18 protein-coding genes and 1 pseudogene are annotated in these 16,230 nt (G+C 57.7%); 10 read left to right on the top strand and 9 right to left on the bottom strand.

Features of this window, described 5'->3' with window-relative positions:
* Nucleotides 1-267 precede the first annotated feature (267 nt).
* The 3 genes from KGB06_RS19590 to KGB06_RS19600 all read right to left on the bottom strand — a co-directional run bounded on the left by KGB06_RS19590 (nucleotide 268) and on the right by KGB06_RS19600 (nucleotide 1,941).
* On the bottom strand, nucleotides 268-639 hold the full coding sequence (locus KGB06_RS19590; protein WP_223518682.1) for a glutathione S-transferase N-terminal domain-containing protein: 372 nt from the start codon (nucleotides 637-639) through the stop codon (nucleotides 268-270).
* A gap of 104 nt (nucleotides 640-743) precedes the next feature.
* The gene (gene folE, locus KGB06_RS19595) at nucleotides 744-1,289 is read right to left on the bottom strand and encodes a GTP cyclohydrolase I FolE (protein WP_223518685.1); all 546 of its coding nucleotides are present in this window, start codon (nucleotides 1,287-1,289) and stop codon (nucleotides 744-746) included.
* A gap of 22 nt (nucleotides 1,290-1,311) precedes the next feature.
* Nucleotides 1,312-1,941, bottom strand: coding sequence for a site-specific integrase (locus KGB06_RS19600; RefSeq protein ID WP_223518687.1), 630 nt, complete (start codon nucleotides 1,939-1,941; stop codon nucleotides 1,312-1,314).
* 23 nt (nucleotides 1,942-1,964) lie between these two features.
* Here KGB06_RS19600 and KGB06_RS29900 point away from each other — a divergent pair, with 23 nt between their 5' ends.
* The 3 genes from KGB06_RS29900 to KGB06_RS19610 are packed head-to-tail and all read left to right on the top strand — an operon-like array spanning nucleotide 1,965 to nucleotide 3,587.
* Nucleotides 1,965-2,210: a DUF2514 domain-containing protein gene (locus tag KGB06_RS29900; protein ID WP_263288328.1), complete on the top strand. Its 246-nt coding sequence runs from the start codon at nucleotides 1,965-1,967 to the stop codon at nucleotides 2,208-2,210.
* A complete protein-coding gene (locus tag KGB06_RS29905; protein ID WP_263288329.1) occupies nucleotides 2,131-2,394 on the top strand; it encodes a DUF2514 domain-containing protein in 264 nt (87 codons plus the stop codon). Before KGB06_RS29900 ends, KGB06_RS29905 begins: the two co-directional genes overlap by 80 nt.
* A 20-nt stretch (nucleotides 2,395-2,414) precedes the next feature.
* Nucleotides 2,415-3,587 (top strand): acyltransferase family protein, encoded by a 1,173-nt coding sequence (locus KGB06_RS19610; protein WP_223518689.1) that lies wholly within the window; start codon nucleotides 2,415-2,417, stop codon nucleotides 3,585-3,587.
* Between the two features lie 907 nt (nucleotides 3,588-4,494).
* On the opposite strand, the gene KGB06_RS19615 is transcribed toward KGB06_RS19610, so the two are convergent.
* The 3 genes from KGB06_RS19615 to KGB06_RS19625 form a co-directional block, all read right to left on the bottom strand.
* Nucleotides 4,495-5,052 (bottom strand): Smr/MutS family protein, encoded by a 558-nt coding sequence (locus KGB06_RS19615; protein ID WP_223518691.1) that lies wholly within the window; start codon nucleotides 5,050-5,052, stop codon nucleotides 4,495-4,497.
* A gap of 86 nt (nucleotides 5,053-5,138) precedes the next feature.
* Entirely contained in the window at nucleotides 5,139-5,459 is a 321-nt protein-coding gene (locus KGB06_RS19620; RefSeq protein ID WP_223518693.1) for a hypothetical protein, read from the bottom strand.
* Between the two features lie 136 nt (nucleotides 5,460-5,595).
* On the bottom strand, nucleotides 5,596-6,186 hold the full coding sequence (locus KGB06_RS19625; protein ID WP_223518694.1) for a cysteine hydrolase family protein: 591 nt from the start codon (nucleotides 6,184-6,186) through the stop codon (nucleotides 5,596-5,598).
* A gap of 239 nt (nucleotides 6,187-6,425) precedes the next feature.
* Between KGB06_RS19625 and prmB the strand changes: the two genes are divergently transcribed.
* On the top strand, nucleotides 6,426-7,334 hold the full coding sequence (prmB, locus tag KGB06_RS19630; RefSeq protein ID WP_223518695.1) for a 50S ribosomal protein L3 N(5)-glutamine methyltransferase: 909 nt from the start codon (nucleotides 6,426-6,428) through the stop codon (nucleotides 7,332-7,334).
* Between the two features lie 90 nt (nucleotides 7,335-7,424).
* Here prmB and KGB06_RS19635 read toward each other — a convergent pair whose 3' ends face one another.
* Both KGB06_RS19635 and KGB06_RS19640 read right to left on the bottom strand, forming a co-directional pair.
* Complete coding sequence (locus KGB06_RS19635; RefSeq protein ID WP_223518696.1) at nucleotides 7,425-8,216, bottom strand: hypothetical protein; 792 nt, start codon at nucleotides 8,214-8,216, stop codon at nucleotides 7,425-7,427.
* A gap of 95 nt (nucleotides 8,217-8,311) precedes the next feature.
* Nucleotides 8,312-9,311, bottom strand: a pseudogene (locus KGB06_RS19640) (alpha/beta hydrolase).
* 84 nt (nucleotides 9,312-9,395) lie between these two features.
* On the opposite strand from KGB06_RS19640, the gene aroC reads away from it, so the two are divergent.
* The 3 genes from aroC (at nucleotide 9,396) to KGB06_RS19655 (ending at nucleotide 12,331) form a co-directional block, all read left to right on the top strand.
* Nucleotides 9,396-10,487, top strand: a complete 1,092-nt coding sequence (gene aroC / locus KGB06_RS19645) for a chorismate synthase (RefSeq protein WP_223518700.1) — start codon at nucleotides 9,396-9,398, stop codon at nucleotides 10,485-10,487.
* A 28-nt stretch (nucleotides 10,488-10,515) separates the two neighbouring features.
* A complete protein-coding gene (locus KGB06_RS19650; RefSeq protein WP_223518702.1) occupies nucleotides 10,516-11,667 on the top strand; it encodes an MFS transporter in 1,152 nt (383 codons plus the stop codon).
* A 118-nt stretch (nucleotides 11,668-11,785) separates the two neighbouring features.
* The gene (locus tag KGB06_RS19655; RefSeq protein ID WP_223518704.1) at nucleotides 11,786-12,331 is read left to right on the top strand and encodes a 1,2-dihydroxy-3-keto-5-methylthiopentene dioxygenase; all 546 of its coding nucleotides are present in this window, start codon (nucleotides 11,786-11,788) and stop codon (nucleotides 12,329-12,331) included.
* Nucleotides 12,332-12,495: 164 nt separating this feature from the next.
* On the opposite strand, the gene KGB06_RS19660 is transcribed toward KGB06_RS19655, so the two are convergent.
* A complete protein-coding gene (locus KGB06_RS19660; RefSeq protein WP_223518706.1) occupies nucleotides 12,496-12,774 on the bottom strand; it encodes a DUF3509 domain-containing protein in 279 nt (92 codons plus the stop codon).
* 341 nt (nucleotides 12,775-13,115) lie between these two features.
* On the opposite strand from KGB06_RS19660, the gene KGB06_RS19665 reads away from it, so the two are divergent.
* From KGB06_RS19665 to KGB06_RS19675, 3 genes are all read left to right on the top strand, one after another.
* Entirely contained in the window at nucleotides 13,116-14,954 is a 1,839-nt protein-coding gene (locus tag KGB06_RS19665) for a long-chain-acyl-CoA synthetase (RefSeq protein ID WP_223518708.1), read from the top strand.
* Nucleotides 14,955-15,050: 96 nt separating this feature from the next.
* On the top strand, nucleotides 15,051-15,569 hold the full coding sequence (locus KGB06_RS19670; RefSeq protein WP_223518709.1) for an ankyrin repeat domain-containing protein: 519 nt from the start codon (nucleotides 15,051-15,053) through the stop codon (nucleotides 15,567-15,569).
* Between the two features lie 114 nt (nucleotides 15,570-15,683).
* Nucleotides 15,684-16,214 (top strand): hypothetical protein, encoded by a 531-nt coding sequence (locus KGB06_RS19675; protein WP_223518712.1) that lies wholly within the window; start codon nucleotides 15,684-15,686, stop codon nucleotides 16,212-16,214.
* The last annotated feature ends 16 nt before the right edge of the window (nucleotides 16,215-16,230 follow it).

The following is a 16,230-nucleotide window of genomic DNA, read 5'->3' on the forward strand; positions in this document are numbered from 1 at the left end:
GGGAACAAACTGGTCTGGGTACGGGACTGTCCCTGGATGTAGGCCATAACGAAAAATGCTCCGTATCTTTCGATGCGGAGCATTTTCTTTGATCGCCAGGCAGATTGCTAGGTTTTCACACAGTCTGATTGGGCCGGTTTATTTTTGACTGGGATTTGTGGTGGCCTCATCGCGAGCAGGCTCACTCCCACAGTGGATTTGTGGCGTTCACAAACCTGTGGGAGCCAGCCTGCTGGCGATGGCGTCAGTCAGCGCACCACAAAACCATCAGGCTGCCGCGAAACGCTTATCCAGATAATCAATGATCACCTTGGACTCATACATCCAGGTCGTCTGGCCGTTCTCTTCAATACGAAGGCACGGCACCTTGATCTTGCCACCTTGCTCCAGCAGGGTCTGGCGATCCTGTTCGCTGTTTTTCGCGTCACGCAACGCCACCGGAACATTCAGGCGGCGCAGGGTACGGCGGGTCTTCACGCAAAACGGGCAGGCGTGGAATTGATACAGAGTCAGGTCTTTGGCAGCGGAGTTGACCTTGGCCTGAGCCTCGGCGGGGCGTTGCTTCTTGCCGGGACGAGTCAGGAAGTCGATGAAGATGATCAGTTGGCCAAGGCCGACACGAAGCGCTTTTACGAACACGTTGAAAGCCTCACGGAGCGAATGAAGAAGGGCGCGCAGCTTACCTGATTTTTTGCAGACGAAAAAAAACCGGCGATGAATGCCGGTTTTCTTCGTGCCGCACATTACTTGATCAGGCTGAGAAACTCGCTGCGGGTGGCCGCGTTTTCGCGGAACTCACCGAGCATCACCGAAGTGATCATCGACGAATTCTGTTTCTCCACACCGCGCATCATCATGCACATGTGCTTGGCCTCGATCACCACCGCAACGCCCAAGGCGCCGGTGACTTGCTGGACCGCTTCCGCGATCTGGCGGCTGAGATTTTCCTGGATCTGCAGGCGGCGGGCGTACATGTCGACGATTCGCGCCACTTTCGACAGGCCCAGCACTTTGCCGCTCGGGATGTAGGCGACATGCGCCTTGCCGATGAACGGCAGCAGGTGGTGTTCGCACAACGAGTACAGCTCGATGTCCTTGACCAGCACCATTTCGCTGTTGTCGGAGCTGAACAAGGCACCGTTGGTGACCTCTTCCAGCGTCTGTTCATAACCGCGGCAGAGGTACTGCATGGCTTTGGCGGCACGCTTTGGCGTGTCGAGCAGGCCCTCGCGGGAGGCGTCCTCGCCCAGTTGGCCGAGAATCGCGGTGTAATTCTGTTCCAGTGTCACAGAGCTTTATTCCGTATGGGTTCTAGAGGGGTACGGGTTCTGTCTGTACCAATTTTGTACCAATCAGGCTTTGTTCAAGCTTCCCGACTTCGCTCCAGTCTTCACTGGAATTGATCCACCGGGCGTAAGTCGACAGTAGCATTTGCACGCTGTGGCCGAGCTGATTCGCAATGAACCCGAGGTTCATGCCTGCCATGAGGCACATGGTAGCGTAAGTGTGCCGGCAGTTGTATTGCCGTCTGGCCCTGATCTTCAGTGCGACCAGTGCCGCCTTGAAATGTTTGTCTGTCACGCTGGCCTGCTGGATGAACTCAAAGTTCTTGGTCGGCGGGAACACATAAGGCGACTGCTTGTGCTGTCGCCGGCTCTGCTTCGCCCTCAACTCGGCCACACTCTTGGCCACCTCAATCGCATTTAATGCCCTGCTGTTCAGCATGACTCGCCGCGCTTCACGGGTTTTCGTGCGCTCCTCGATCTTGTAGTCCGCGACGATCCGACACACGTTGGCGACGCGCCCCTCTGTATTCACCTCATCCCAGCGCAACGCCGCTATCTCCCCTGGCCACATGCCGGTGTAAAACGCGAACTCGAAGTACGCCGCGTACACCAGCATCGAACCGGTCAGCACCTTATATAAGTGCCCGATAATCAAATCAGCCTCAACCACCGTAGACACTGGCCAATGCCGATTGGCAGGCGAAGTGGGATGACCGTGACAAGCAGGGCGCTGAAGCTCGGACGCTCAACGAAGCAGCCGAGCGCACCAAAGAGCAGACCTACCAACAATCAATCAACAAGTCGGTTCAAGATGGTCAACGCACGATCGATCAAGCAACTGCTGATGCTGCCGCTGCTCGCGCTTCTGCTGACGTACTGCGCGGGGGTGGCCAACGCCCTTGCTGCTCGACTCGCAACCAGTGAAGCCAGCGGCAATTCCTGTACTGCCGCCGCAAGCAAGGCAACTGCCCGCGCCGCAATGGTGCTTGCCGACGTGCTCAAGCGCGCTGATGAAAGAGCGGGAAACCTGGTGGAGTATGCTGAGCAAAGCCGCGGACGCGGAGTGACCTGCGAACCGGCGTATGACGGAATTCAGATCGCCAGATAATGGTAATCTGGCGCCTTTCTGTGATTCGTCATCGGGTGTGTAAAGTGGTAAGAGAGTTCGAGTTCATCAACTTCTTCAGGGCAATCGCTGCGCTTTGGGTGTTGGTGGCACATTGCATGATTTGGGGTGGGTGGTATGGCATCCCACTGCCATCGGCGAAGATTGCAGTGAATCTGTTCATGCTGATCTCGGGCTTTCTGATGATGGCGAATGCCACCGCGCGGAAGCACTCGGAGCCGCTGACTACGGGAAGGAGCTGGGCGCGTTTTTGGGTTCGTCGCTACTTCAGGCTGGCTCCGGCCTACTATCTGTCCCTGGCGCTGGCAGTAATGTTCAGCTCCTACTTTCTCCTTGGCTACAAAGAACTCCAGCACTTGAACCCGGCCCTGTGGGCTGGCGGTGATGGTGGGGTTTATGATCCGATGCGGATCGAGTACACCGCCACAAACATGTTTCTGCACCTCACTTTCCTGTTTGGACTACATCCTGAGTACTCATTCTCGACATTCCTTCCGGACTGGAGCCTCAGCCTGGAAATGCAGTTTTATGCAGTTTTCCCCCTGCTGTTCCTGGTGTTTCGTCGGATTGGCGTCGCAAAGGCGTCGCTGCTGATCGGCGTTCCGGTGTTTCTGGTGGGGGCGTGGATATCCTCAAAAGCCCACTATTTCGAGCCCTCGCTAATCGTTCTGCGGCTCAATTACTTCCTCGCGGGCATGGTTTTGTTTGCGGCGATGAAGGAGGGAGTTTCCAAAGCTCGGCAAGCCAGCCTGATCACCTGCGCAATGGTGCTCGTTTATATTGGTTCGAGGGTTGATCCTGATTTCCTTGTGCTTCCAGGCATCCTGCTGCTGATGCTGGCCATCGGCCTGGCCGAGAAGTCTGGCCGGGCTCCGTCCTGGCTAATCAGCCTGATCAACAATAAGCCGGTTCGGTTCGCCTCGGACACGTCCTATGGTGTCTACCTTTTCCACGGTTTCTTTATTGCAGCCTCCGGACTCATCATCACGCGGGTTCCATTCCTTCTTGGACTGACACCGCCGCAGCGCGTCGGCGTTATGTTGGTCTTTGTCCTGGCGGGTGCGTACCTGACTGCCTATCTGGTTTACAAAGCTGTTGAGCTGCCAGGTATCCGGCTCGGGGGACGAGTGAATCGGTCGATGCTTTCGATTGAGCGAAAGCCGGTTGTTACTTGATTGATTTTGTTCGGCCGGCAGGACGCCGGATAGGGATGGGCCAATTCTTGGGCCAATTTATCGGGGTGTGTTGGAGTAAGGCGGGGAATCGCCGGGGATTGGCCCTTGAATTCAAAGGCCGATTCCCCGTCTATCCCCGTTTAGAACAGCAGGGAAGGGAGCAGATCTGAATTTGGCATGTGCTAATTCTCCGCAGACGAGGAAAGCGTAGCAGTCGATAAGACGATTTGAATGGAATGGTGCTCGGTCGGCAGAACGCCGGTAGAAGGGATGGGGCTGGGCGGCCACGTCCGTACACATGGCCTCCCTGGTTTTACAACACCGCCAAGACGACAGTAGCCAAAAGAGCCAGTGCAACAGCGGACACTGGATCTATGCCCATCGAGCCGAAGCTAATGGCCATGCCACCGAACGCACGAATGCGTTTGTGCAAAACTGCTGAACCAGCTTGATTAGATATACCCAAAGGTAATCCTACCTTGCTGTTCTCAGAGTCTCATAGTGTGGCCGGCGCGGAGGTTCAGACTGTTGCTGTTTCTCTGTGTGTTCTCTGGACACAAAGGGTCAGCAGCCCAACCAGTACTTAGGCAGCAACAGTAGATGCTGATGCTGTCAAAATTACGTGCGGAGAATGACGAGATTCAATTTGAAAAGTAAGGTCTTCAATTTCTCGACTCCGTGTTCGCAGTGCTATCCCGTACCAATTTTTGTACCACTGACCGTGTATTCAGGGTGTGAGCCGGGTATTCCAAAGTAATGAAGTGCCCGGTTTCATTGGTTCTGCGTACTTTGGCTTACCCCTTTAGAATTGCGGTGTAATTCTGTTCCAGGGACATGAAACTACCTGTGGGGATTTTCGCAAAGGGCAAGGGTATGGACACGGCGCTGCAAGCGTGAAGCGACAGCTTTACTCGTCACGACCTTCCATCATGGTGCGTTTGAGCATCACATACACCGCTCCGGCGCCGCCATGTTTAGCCTGGCACGAGGTGAAGCCAAGCACTTGTGAATGCTGGCGCAGCCAAGTGTTGACGTGACTTTTGATCATCGGCCGCTTGCCGTCCAGACGCACGGCTTTGCCGTGGGTGACGCGCACGCAGCGAATTTCGAATTTGGTCGCTTCGGCCAGAAACGCCCAGAGGGTTTCTCGCGCTTTTTCCACGCTCATGCCATGCAGATCGAGGCTGCCCTCGAACGGAATCTGACCGATCTTGAGCTTGCGCATCTGGCTTTCCTGAACCCCGTCACGGGCCCACATCAACTCGTCTTCCGGGCCGACATCAATGACGAACTGATCGGACAGCCCATCAACGGTGGTGGCATCGGTGCGAATGGTCGCGGCTTGACGCAGCTTGGCGAATTGCGCGCGGTCGGCCTTGGGTTTGCCGGTTTCGGCGCGATCGTGCTTGATCGGCTTGACGCCTTGGATCGCACTTTTGAACAGGGAAAAATCGTTGTCTTGCATGTCAGCCTCCGCGAAGGGCGGCCAGTTTACCCAAGTCGAGTCGCTATCCATAACAATTGAGGCCCGGCAAATACCAGGCCTCCTGTTCAGTCGTGTTTTTTCATCAGGTGTGGAGACATGTTCAGCCCGCGCGACTGGCGCGAACGGCGCCGGCACCGACGCCAAAGCCATACGCCGAGGTACAGCATGAACAGGCCGATCGCCAGAATCACTGCCGCACCGATCCGGCTGGTGTTCAGTTCGCCCAGCGCGGGTACGTGGCCAAACAGGCTGGCGGCAGCGGCCATGGCGAGCAAGACACCGCACGTTGCCAGCAACGCGGCAAACGCGGCGCCAATTCGAAAACGCCAGTTGCGTTGGCCTTTGGGCCGCAAGCGGCGAGCGTCAAAACCATCGGATAACTTCATTCCGACCTTCCTCAATGGGTATCGGCCCTTCGACCGGGAGTTGACCGGGATGTTCCTGAGGCTAAGACAATTGCGGCAAATGGGTGACTTTTGCGGATGAGCGGCAGTATTGGCCGCTCATCAAGGGCCGATCAAATCAAATCAGATCGTGAGTGAGCGCGAGCGTGGCGAAGTTGTCCGCCATGATCGCCATTTCGGTCTGTTGAACGTGTTCGGCGCTCAACACGCCGCCCTTGTAAGGTAAATCGCGCGTGGCACAGGCGTCTTCCACCAGCGTGCAACGGAAACCCAGATTCTTAGCAGCGCGCACCGTGGTGCTGACACTGGAGTGACTCATGAAACCGCAGACGATCAGGTCAAGGGCGCCGAGGTCTTCCAGGCGCTTTGCCAGTTCAGTGCCGTGGAACGCACTTGGCAGCAATTTGCCGATGATGGTTTCGTCGGGCAGTGGTTCAAGGCCGGGGATAAACTCACCACGCTCGCCTTGTGGATCGAACAGCCCGCCGACCGTGCCGAGGTGGCGTACATGCACGATGGTGCGGCCGGCCGCGCGGGCAGCCGCCAGCAATTGCTTGATGTTCGCGACGGCAGCGTCCATGCCGCTCAGGGCCAGCGGACCGCTGAGGTACTCCTTTTGTGCATCGATGATGACAAGGGTCGCATGGCTCAGATTGGCTGCTGCGTAACCGCGGCCGCTGAGTTGAAACATCGTTTTTGGAACGGACATTCTGGGGCTCCTTGGAGTGGGGCTTTTGCGCCATTGTCCTCTGGCTGAGCGGTTCTGTGAATCGCTACTATTGTAGATGTCGTCTTTACTGGCTTGCAGCCTTGTCAGTTTGCTCGTTTTGTTCAATAGCCAGCGGTAAAAAGGGATGGATCCTACATCTGGTCCGGTGTTTTTCCTGCGTCGTCGTGGCGCGTTTTGGCTGTTAGAATTGCCAGTCGTTTTTTCTGGAGTTTGCCGCCGTGATCACTTCCCGACTTCGTACCCTGCGTGACCATATCCGTTGGGCCGTCAGCCGCTTCCATGGGGAGGATCTGTTTTTCGGCCATGGGACTGACAACGCCTGGGATGAAGCCCGTCAACTGGTGTTGGGTGCCTTGCACTTACCGTGGGAAATAGCTGACAGCTACCTTGACTGCGCGTTGGAAGAAGATGAGCTGGTGAATTTGCAGCGCTTGCTCAAGCGTCGCATCGAAGAACGCATTCCGACTGCCTACTTACTGGGTGAAGCGTGGTTTTGTGGCATGTCGTTCATCGTCGACGAGCGCGTGCTGATCCCGCGTTCACCGATTGGCGAGCTGATTGAAAAACGTTTCGAGCCTTGGTTGGGTGCAGAGCCGGCTCGCATTCTCGACCTCTGTACCGGTTCCGGTTGCATCGGCATCGCCTGTGCCTATGAATTCCAGAACGCCGAAGTGGTACTGGCCGACCTGTCGTTCGAAGCGCTGGAAGTGGCCAATCAGAACATTGAGCGTCACGGTGTCGATGAGCGGGTGTACACCGTTCAGGGCGATGGGTTTGATGGCTTGCCGGGTCAACGTTTCGACCTGATCGTGTCGAACCCGCCCTACGTCGATGCGGAAGATTTCGCCGATATGCCGGACGAGTATCAGCACGAGCCGGAGCTGGGACTGGCCTGTGGCGATGATGGTTTGAACCTGGTGCGTCGCATGCTCGCTGAAGCTGCGGATCATCTGACCGACAAGGGCTTGCTGATTGTCGAAGTGGGCAACAGCCAGGTTCACGTCGAGGCGCTGTACCCGGAAGTCGATTTCGCCTGGCTCGATTTCGAGCGCGGCGGGCATGGGGTATTCATGTTGACGGCTGAGCAGTGCCGCGATCATCAGGCCCTGTTCGCTTCCCGCGTCTGACTTTAGAAAGCCATCGCGGGCAAGCCATGCTCCTACAAAACCTGTAGGAGCATGGCTTGCCCGCGATGGCCGCGCCTCGGTCTCAAACTTTTACCGATGCGTAGCAATCCAGATCAACAACCCCGCCTGAAACACCGCAAACGCCACCAGACACGTAATGGTAAAGCGCAGCCCGGCGTCTTCTCGCCTGTACTTGCTGACTTTTTCTTCGTGCGTCTGCAGCTTCACTTCCTGCTCGGCCAGGTTCTGTTCGGCCTGCTGAAGCATCTGTGCTGCTTCAAGAATTTCCACCTGCTGCAGCTTTTCAGTGTTCCAGTCGCCCGAAAGGTCGCCGATCCGTACGGCTTCGACGCGGCCCTTCAAATGCTGGGCATCGGCATACACCACCTCAAAACCATGGGCCCCGAGAAAGTGATCGCGGCGTAGGCGGGTGTCTTCGTTCAGCGCATCTTTGTTGTTCAGGTTCATGCCGTCGACGGTGTAACCAGACCAACGCTTCTTCGCCCAAGTGATCCCTTGAGCGGCCATGTAGCGGCCGATGCCACGGTTCATCGGTTCAATCTGCAGGCCACTGTCGGGCCCGAAATGCACGCTTTTGGTGGAGTGATCGACCCACACGTCCAGATGATTCTGTTCTTTGCGCACACGCTGACCGGGCAGGGTGATGCTCATGCGCATCAGGCTTTGATCCGTGCTGTGGCGTTCGGCATAGCCGAATTCGACAAAGCGCAGCGGCCTCCCGCCGGTGTTACGGTCGGTTTTTAGCGGCGCCAGACGAAGCATTTTGTGGTGCTCGACGTGGACGTCCGCCCACGGCAGCTCAACCGCTGGCGGTGCGTCTTGTTCAGCGGTGGTGTCGGGTGAAGTCTGGGTATCAGTCATAACGGCGAGATCCTGTCCAAGCCCTGCCGCCAGCCAGTGCGCTGGCGACAAAGGCTTATCGGCCGTTTTTGACAGGACTGGAGGGCCAACAGCGCTTAACGGGTGCGAAGTCCGTCAATAAACCCGAGGATTCGTGTGCCAAGTTCGGCAGCCAGCGGTAATTGTGGATCTTTATAAGAGGCCAATTGGCGTTTTACATCGATGGGCACGATGCGCATGACGTGGTTCATGCCTTCGATCAGCGCCAGTTCGGCGTCGGGTTTGGCGGCCTTCAGCAGCCTGGCGTCACCGACACCGACCTGAATGTCGTTGCTGCCCTGGATGATCAGCGCCGGCATCTTCAATCGGGCAAACGCCGCTGCCGGATCCTGGCGGAACAGCGAAATCAGATACGGCTGCACACTTGGGCGGAATATTCCCTGCAATGGCGGGGGCACGTTGTCGTCGGTGTGGCCGGCCTTGAGGGTGTCGAGCAGCTCATTACTGCGCTGCATCAGCGCAGGTGGCAGGTGATTGCTCAACTGCTGACGCAACACCTGATCGACCGGTCGCGCGCTGCCGGACAGGGAAATGACCCCGGCAGCATCCACGCTCGGTGCCGCCAGGGTGGCAATCAGGGCGCCTTCGCTGTGGCCGAGCAAAATCAGTTGGCTAAAACGTGGATCGGATTTGAGCTTGCGCCCCCAGGCTTCGGCATCGGCCACATAGGCCTCAACCGACAGATTACGTTCGTCCGGGGTAGCGGCAAGGCTCGCCGCCACCCCGCGTTTGTCATAACGCACACTGGCGATGTTGTGTTTGGCCAGCACCCACGCCAGCCGTTTCAGGCTGTCGTTGCGTCCGCCATCGGTGTTATTGCCGTCGCGATCCGTAGGACCGGAGCCGGATATGATCAGGACAACCGGCACAGGCGTGTCGGACTTGGGCAGCAGCAACGAGCCGAAAAGCTCACCGCTGCCGGTATCCAGGGTGACGGGGCGTTGCAGGACGGTGGCCTGCACAAAGCCGGTAAACAGGGTCAGGCTCAAGGCTAAAACTCGCAGCATCATCACGCCATCATTCACAAAGATGCCGTTTGGACTCACCGGCACCCATAAGGTTCGAGGATGAACTACTCGGGTAGCCTGCGTATACTGGCGCGCATTACGTATTCAGGTTCTATTTCACGGAGCGTCCTGCATGTCCGGCAATACCTACGGCAAGCTGTTCACTGTCACCACCGCGGGCGAAAGCCATGGCCCGGCGTTGGTCGCCATTGTCGACGGCTGCCCGCCGGGGCTGGAGATTTCCCTGGAGGATCTGCAGCGTGATCTGGACCGCCGCAAGCCCGGCACCAGCCGCCACACCACGCAACGCCAGGAAGCCGACGAAGTCGAAATCCTCTCTGGCGTGTTCGAAGGTCGCACCACCGGATGCCCCATTGGCCTGTTGATCCGCAACACCGACCAGAAGTCCAAGGACTACTCGGCGATCAAGGATCTGTTCCGCCCGGCCCACGCCGATTACACCTACCACCATAAATACGGTGAGCGCGATTACCGTGGCGGCGGTCGCAGCTCGGCCCGGGAAACCGCCATGCGCGTGGCTGCCGGGGCGATTGCGAAAAAGTACCTGGCGACGCAAGGCATTGTCATTCGCGGCTACATGAGCCAGCTGGGCCCGATTGAAATCCCGTTCAAAACCTGGGATTCGGTGGAAGAAAACGCCTTCTTCAGCCCTGACCCAGACAAAGTCCCGGAGCTGGAAGCCTATATGGACCAGCTGCGTCGCGATCAGGATTCGGTCGGTGCGAAAATCACCGTGGTGGCTGAAGGTGTGATGCCAGGCCTGGGCGAGCCGATTTTCGACCGCCTCGACGCCGAACTGGCCCATGCGCTGATGAGCATCAACGCAGTGAAAGGCGTGGAAATCGGCGCCGGTTTCGCCAGCGTCGCCCAGCGCGGCACCGAACACCGCGACGAAATGACTCCGGAAGGTTTCCTCAGCAACAACGCCGGCGGTATTTTGGGCGGCATCTCGTCCGGTCAGCCGATCGTCGCGCACCTGGCGCTGAAGCCGACGTCGAGCATCACCACGCCGGGCCGCTCCATCGACATCCATGGCAACCCGGTGGAAGTCATCACCAAAGGCCGTCACGACCCGTGCGTCGGCATTCGTGCCACGCCCATCGCTGAAGCGATGATGGCCATCGTGCTGATGGATCACTTGCTGCGTCACCGTGGGCAGAACGCCGATGTGCGCGTGAACACCCCGGTGCTGGGTCAGCTTTAATGGCTGACCTGACAGCCGCTGCAGTCTGATGACGGCAGCGGCGCTCCCGTACTGGCGGCTCTCCAGTTTCTATCTGTTCTATTTCGCCTTGCTCGGTTCGACGGCGCCGTTTCTGGCGCTGTACTTCGATCACCTGGGCTTTTCCAGCGCGCGGATCGGCGAACTGGTGGCGATCCCGATGCTGATGCGCTGCGTCGCGCCGAACATCTGGGGCTGGTTGGGTGACTACACCGGCCGACGGCTGGCCATCGTGCGCTTCGGTGCGGTATGTACGCTGCTGACGTTCTCGCTGATTTTCGTCAGCAAGACATACGCCTGGCTGGCAATGGTCATGGCGCTGCACGCGTTCTTCTGGCACGCGGTATTGCCGCAGTTCGAAGTCATCACCCTGGCGCACCTGAAAGGGCAGACCTCACGCTACAGTCAGATACGCTTGTGGGGCTCCATCGGTTTCATCATCACCGTGGTTTTGCTTGGTCGATTGTTCGAATGGCTCAGCCTCGACATTTATCCGGTGGCATTGGTGTTGATCATGGCCGGTATCGTCGTCAGCAGCCTGTGGGTGCCCAATGCCCAACCGGCTCAGGGTGAGCGGCTGGCGGGTGACGGTTTTCTCAAACAATTGCGCAGCCCCGGCGTCCTGGCGTTTTATGGCTGCGTGGCGTTGATGCAAATGAGCCACGGGCCTTATTACACGTTTTTGACCTTGCACCTGGAACGTCTCGGCTATAGCCGAGGCGTGATCGGCATGCTCTGGGCCGTCGGCGTGGTCGCTGAAGTGTTGATGTTTCTGGCCATGACCCGAATCCTCACGCGGTTCTCGGTGCGCCGGGTGCTGTTGGCGAGTTTCCTGCTGGCCGCCCTGCGCTGGGTGCTGCTCGGTTCGTTTGCCGAGTTTCTTTGGGTGTTGCTGTTCGCCCAAGTGCTGCATGCGGCCACCTTCGGCAGCTTTCACGCGGCTGCCATTCAGTTCGTGCAACGTAGCTTTGGCGCCCGTCAGCAGGGGCAGGGCCAGGCGCTATACGCGGCGCTGGCCGGCACCGGCGGCGCTTTGGGCGCGTTGTATTCCGGCTACAGCTGGAATGCCCTCGGCGCCCCATTGACCTTTAGTATTGCAAGCGTCGCATCCCTGGCGGCAGCCGTTATCATTGCCACACGACTGCAAGAGGACAGGCCATGAGCCTTACCCTTGGACACCTCGTCCAGGGCAAATCGAGGCCATTGAATTTTTTCGAGTGCGAGTTGAAGACGCGCGCGCTCTTTAACCGTAAAGCATGAACCGTTAAGGAGTTGCCCTGATGAGCAGCCTGTCCGTTTACCACGTCTCAAGCCCTGACCTGCCGAACAAGGTGCTGACCCATTTCGAAGACATCGCCTCGACCCTGGCCGAGCAGGGCGTGCGCTTCGACCGCTGGCAAGCGGCGGCGAAAATCCAGCCCGGTGCCACTCAGGAAGAAGTGATCGCCGCGTATCAGGCACAAATCGACCAACTGATGACTGAACGCGGTTACATCACCGTCGACGTTATCAGCGTGAACAGTGATCACCCGCAAAAAGCCGAGCTGCGCGCCAAGTTCCTCGACGAACACTGTCATAGCGAAGACGAAGTCCGATTTTTCGTTGCCGGTCGTGGCTTGTTTACCCTGCACATCGGCGATTACGTCTACGCGGTACTCTGCGAAAAGAACGACCTGATCTCGGTGCCGGCCGGCACGCCGCACTGGTTTGACATGGGCGAACACCCGCATTTTGTGGCGATTCGTCTGTTCAAAAACCCTGAAGGCTGGGTGGCCAACTTCACTGGCGAAGACATCGCCAGCCGCTTCCCGCGTCTTGAGGACTGACCGTTTCGCGCGGATCAATCCTTCAACTTTTTAAGATCAAAGCACATAACTTGTGGGAGCGAGCTTGCTCGCGAAAGCGGTGTATCAGTCAACTTTAATCTCGACTGATACGCCCTCTTCGCGAGCAGACTCGCTCCCACAGTGGTTTGTACTGTCCTGACGAATTACGCCGTGTGATAGGTCGGCAAAGCAAACCGTTGCTGGCTTTGCAACATGGAGATCTGCGGCAGTTCACTGGCCTGTTCCGCAAGGTCACGACGAATCGCACTGATCACCCACGACAACTGATCGCCAGCATGCAATTGCTGGTAGGAAATCGAACGCTTGAACACCCGGCCTTCGGTGCTGCGCAGGGTCAGCAGAATCCCGCCGTCAGGACGCGCTTGGGTGGTCACTTCGAAGTTGGAGAACAGGGACGAAAATTTTTCTTGGATCAGGTTCATGTCTATCAGCTCCGTGTGCACATGATTGGCAAGCATGGAGAGGTAGTTGCAGCGATTGTGCCAGTATTTTAAGTTTAAAAAATCTATATAAATCAATCAGTTAAGCTTTTACCGGATTTTCGGTTTCGTGCAATCTGCATGAATGGCCATCGTGCATCCTGCATTTTGAAAGATCGTTGCTGTTTCGATGGAGCCAATTGGCAGGTCGAGGTTCATCGTTCGTTAGTCCGGGCTGCGGATACAAAACATTGCAAAAACCGCGTGTACAGCTCAAGAACCGCTGACGTATTTTCGAGCTCAAAGATCGCCGCCCGACAATAAGAAAATCAGCGGGAACACGCATGAAACGCACGCCGAACGACACGATTACCTGGGGCATGATGCTCCGCAAGCTGCCGACGATTGCCAAAGCCATTCCCCGCGTGGTGAAAGGCCTGAAGGTCGCCAATGTCAAGGATCCGACCCAACCGTGTGGCTTGGGCTGGTGTTTCGAGCAGGCGACGTTGCGCAATCCCGATGGCCCCGCGTTACTGCAGGGCGACGTGACACTGACGTATACGCAGGTCAATCAATGGGCCAACCTCATCGCTCATCATCTGATTGCCCAAGACATCGGCAAGGGTGACGTGGTCGCGGTCTTCATCGAAAACCGTCCGGAGCTGCTGGTGACGATTCTGGCGGTGGCCAAGGTCGGCGCGATCAGCGCGTTGCTCAATACTTCGCAGACCCGCGATACCCTCTTGCACAGCCTGAACCTGGTGGCGCCCGTGGCGATCATTGTCGGCGGCGAATTGGTCCCGGCGTTTTCGCAGGTCCGCGAACGGGTGTCCATTGCCCCGGCGCGAACCTGGTACGTCGCCGATCAAGCCACCTACAACCATCCGGGCATTGCCCCCGAGGGTTTCGTCAACCTGATGGCGGCCAGTGCCGATGCAGCCGACAACAACCCTGCCAGCAGCCAGCAGGTTTTTTTCGACGATCCTTGTTTCTATATCTACACCTCGGGCACCACCGGGCTGCCCAAGGCCGGCGTCTTCAAACACGGGCGCTGGATGCGCAGCTCCGCCAGTTTTGGCCTGATCGCCCTGGACATGCAGCCGCACGACATCGTCTATTGCACCTTGCCGCTGTATCACGCCACCGGGCTCTGCGTGTGCTGGGGTTCGGCCATCAGCGGCGCCTCGGGGTTCGCCATCCGCCGCAAGTTCAGCGCCAGCCAGTTCTGGAGTGACGTACGCAAATATCACGCGACCACCCTCGGCTACGTCGGCGAACTGTGCCGCTATCTGGTGGATCAACCACCCAGTGCCGAAGACAGCCAACACGGCGTGACCAAGATGATCGGCAACGGTTTGCGTCCTGGCGCGTGGAACGCCTTCAAAACCCGTTTTGGCGTTAAGCATATTTGCGAGCTGTATGCGGCCAGTGACGGCAACATCGGCTTCATCAACATTCTCAATTTCGACCACACCATCGGTTTCTCGCTGATGACCTGGGAATTGGTGACCTACGATCATGACAGCGGCCAACCGATTCGCAATGCCAAGGGTTTCATGAACAAAGTGGCCAAAGGCACGCAGGGTCTGTTGTTGGCGAAAATCGACGACAAGGCTCCGCTGGACGGCTATACCGATCCGCAAAAGACCGCAAAAGTCGTGCTGCATGACGTGTTCAAGAAGGGCGATAGTTACTTCAACACCGGTGACCTGCTGCGCAACATTGGTTTCGGCCATGCACAATTCGTCGACCGATTGGGTGACACCTACCGCTGGAAGGGTGAAAACGTCTCGACCACGGAAGTCGAAAACATCCTGCTGCAATATCCGCAGATCGCGGAAGCCGTGGCGTATGGCGTGGAGGTCCGAAACACCAACGGGCGCGCCGGCATGGCTGCGATTACCCCGGCCGAATCCCTGGCCACCCTGGACTTCAGCGAATTGCTGGAATTCGCTCGCCAGCAAATGCCTGCCTATGCGGTGCCGCTGTTCCTGCGGGTGAAAGTGAAAATGGAGACCACCGGGACGTTCAAATACCAGAAGACCCGGCTCAAGGACGAAGCCTTCGACCCCGGCAAAACCGGTGATGACCCGATCTACGCCTGGCTACCCGGCACCCAGACTTACGTGCAAGTGACCGAGCAGGTGCTGGCGGATATTCATGACGGCAAGTACCGCTATTGAAGGTGGCTATGGCTACCCTTGAGAAAAAACAAGTGACAGCGTGGGGGCTGCTCGGGAAACTGTCGGCTTTGCGAATAACCCAACGTGGAGCCCCCGATGTCAGACCAAAGCCGCCAGATGACCCCCGAAGAAGCCGCTGAATTTGCCGAACAGGTCTTCAACAAAGCGCGCGAGGGCGATGCGGCCATGATGGCTGCGCTGCTGACCAAAGGCCTGCCGCCTAATCTGCGCAACCACAAAGGCGACACCTTGCTGATGCTGGCCGCCTACCATGGCCATGTGGATACCGTAAAAGTCCTGCTTGAACACAAGGCCGACCCGGAAATTCGCAATGACAACGGCCAAAGCCCGATTGCCGGTGCCGCGTTCAAGGGCGACCTGGCAGTGGTCAAGGCACTGGTAGACGGCGGGGCGCAAGTGGAAGGTTCATCGTTTGATGGCCGAACCGCGTTGATGATGGCGGCGATGTTCAACCGCGTCGAAATCGTCGACTACCTGATCAGCAAAGGTGCCGATCCAAAAGCCAAGGACGCCAACGGCGTGTCCGCACTCGATGCCGCGAAAACCCTCGGCGCCACCGACACCATCGCTCAGTTGGAAAAACTGCTCGGCTGATCCTTTGTGGTGGGGGACCAAGCCCCTCACCACAGGTCTCACCCTGCTCGGTAACTTCCTCCGAATGCGCTATCCTTCGCGCCCTCAAAAATCATTCGCTACAGGATCCACCTCATGAAAGCCGCACTCGTCGAACTCATCAGCAAAATCAGCTCCGGGTGCATGAGCGATGACGAAATTCTGAAGGTCGCTGACGAAGCGGCTCAGGCTTACGCCGATCCTGAAGCTTTTCTGACGGCCAATCCGGATATCAACTACGACGACACGTTCCCGATCGCCTTGGGCGAATGGGTGGTTGTCGGCAGTCTGCCGGAGACAGTGTTGTTCCAGGCCGACACATACATGGACCTGTTCGCCCAGATCGTCGCTTCGTTCGGCCCCGGTGTTGATTTCAATATCAAACCCAAGCAACTGGCCAAAACCGAAGCCCTGACCGCGCTCAACCGCATTCAGGTGCAAATGGGCAGCATGAACAAGGAAAACGGCGGCTACACGCTGATGAACTTCAGCCAGTTGCTCGACGACGAACTGCAAGTGGTGCTGGTCTACGGCAACGACGTGCCACGGGTACTTGAACTGTGCGCCGAGGTCGGCATCGCCGCTGCGCCATCCCTGGAAGCCTTGAAAGTGGCGATCCATATCTGACGTTAACCCAGTAAAA

Source organism: Pseudomonas sp. GL-B-19, assembly GCF_019956415.1.
In the GTDB taxonomy this organism is placed as follows: Bacteria; Pseudomonadota; Gammaproteobacteria; order Pseudomonadales; family Pseudomonadaceae; genus Aquipseudomonas.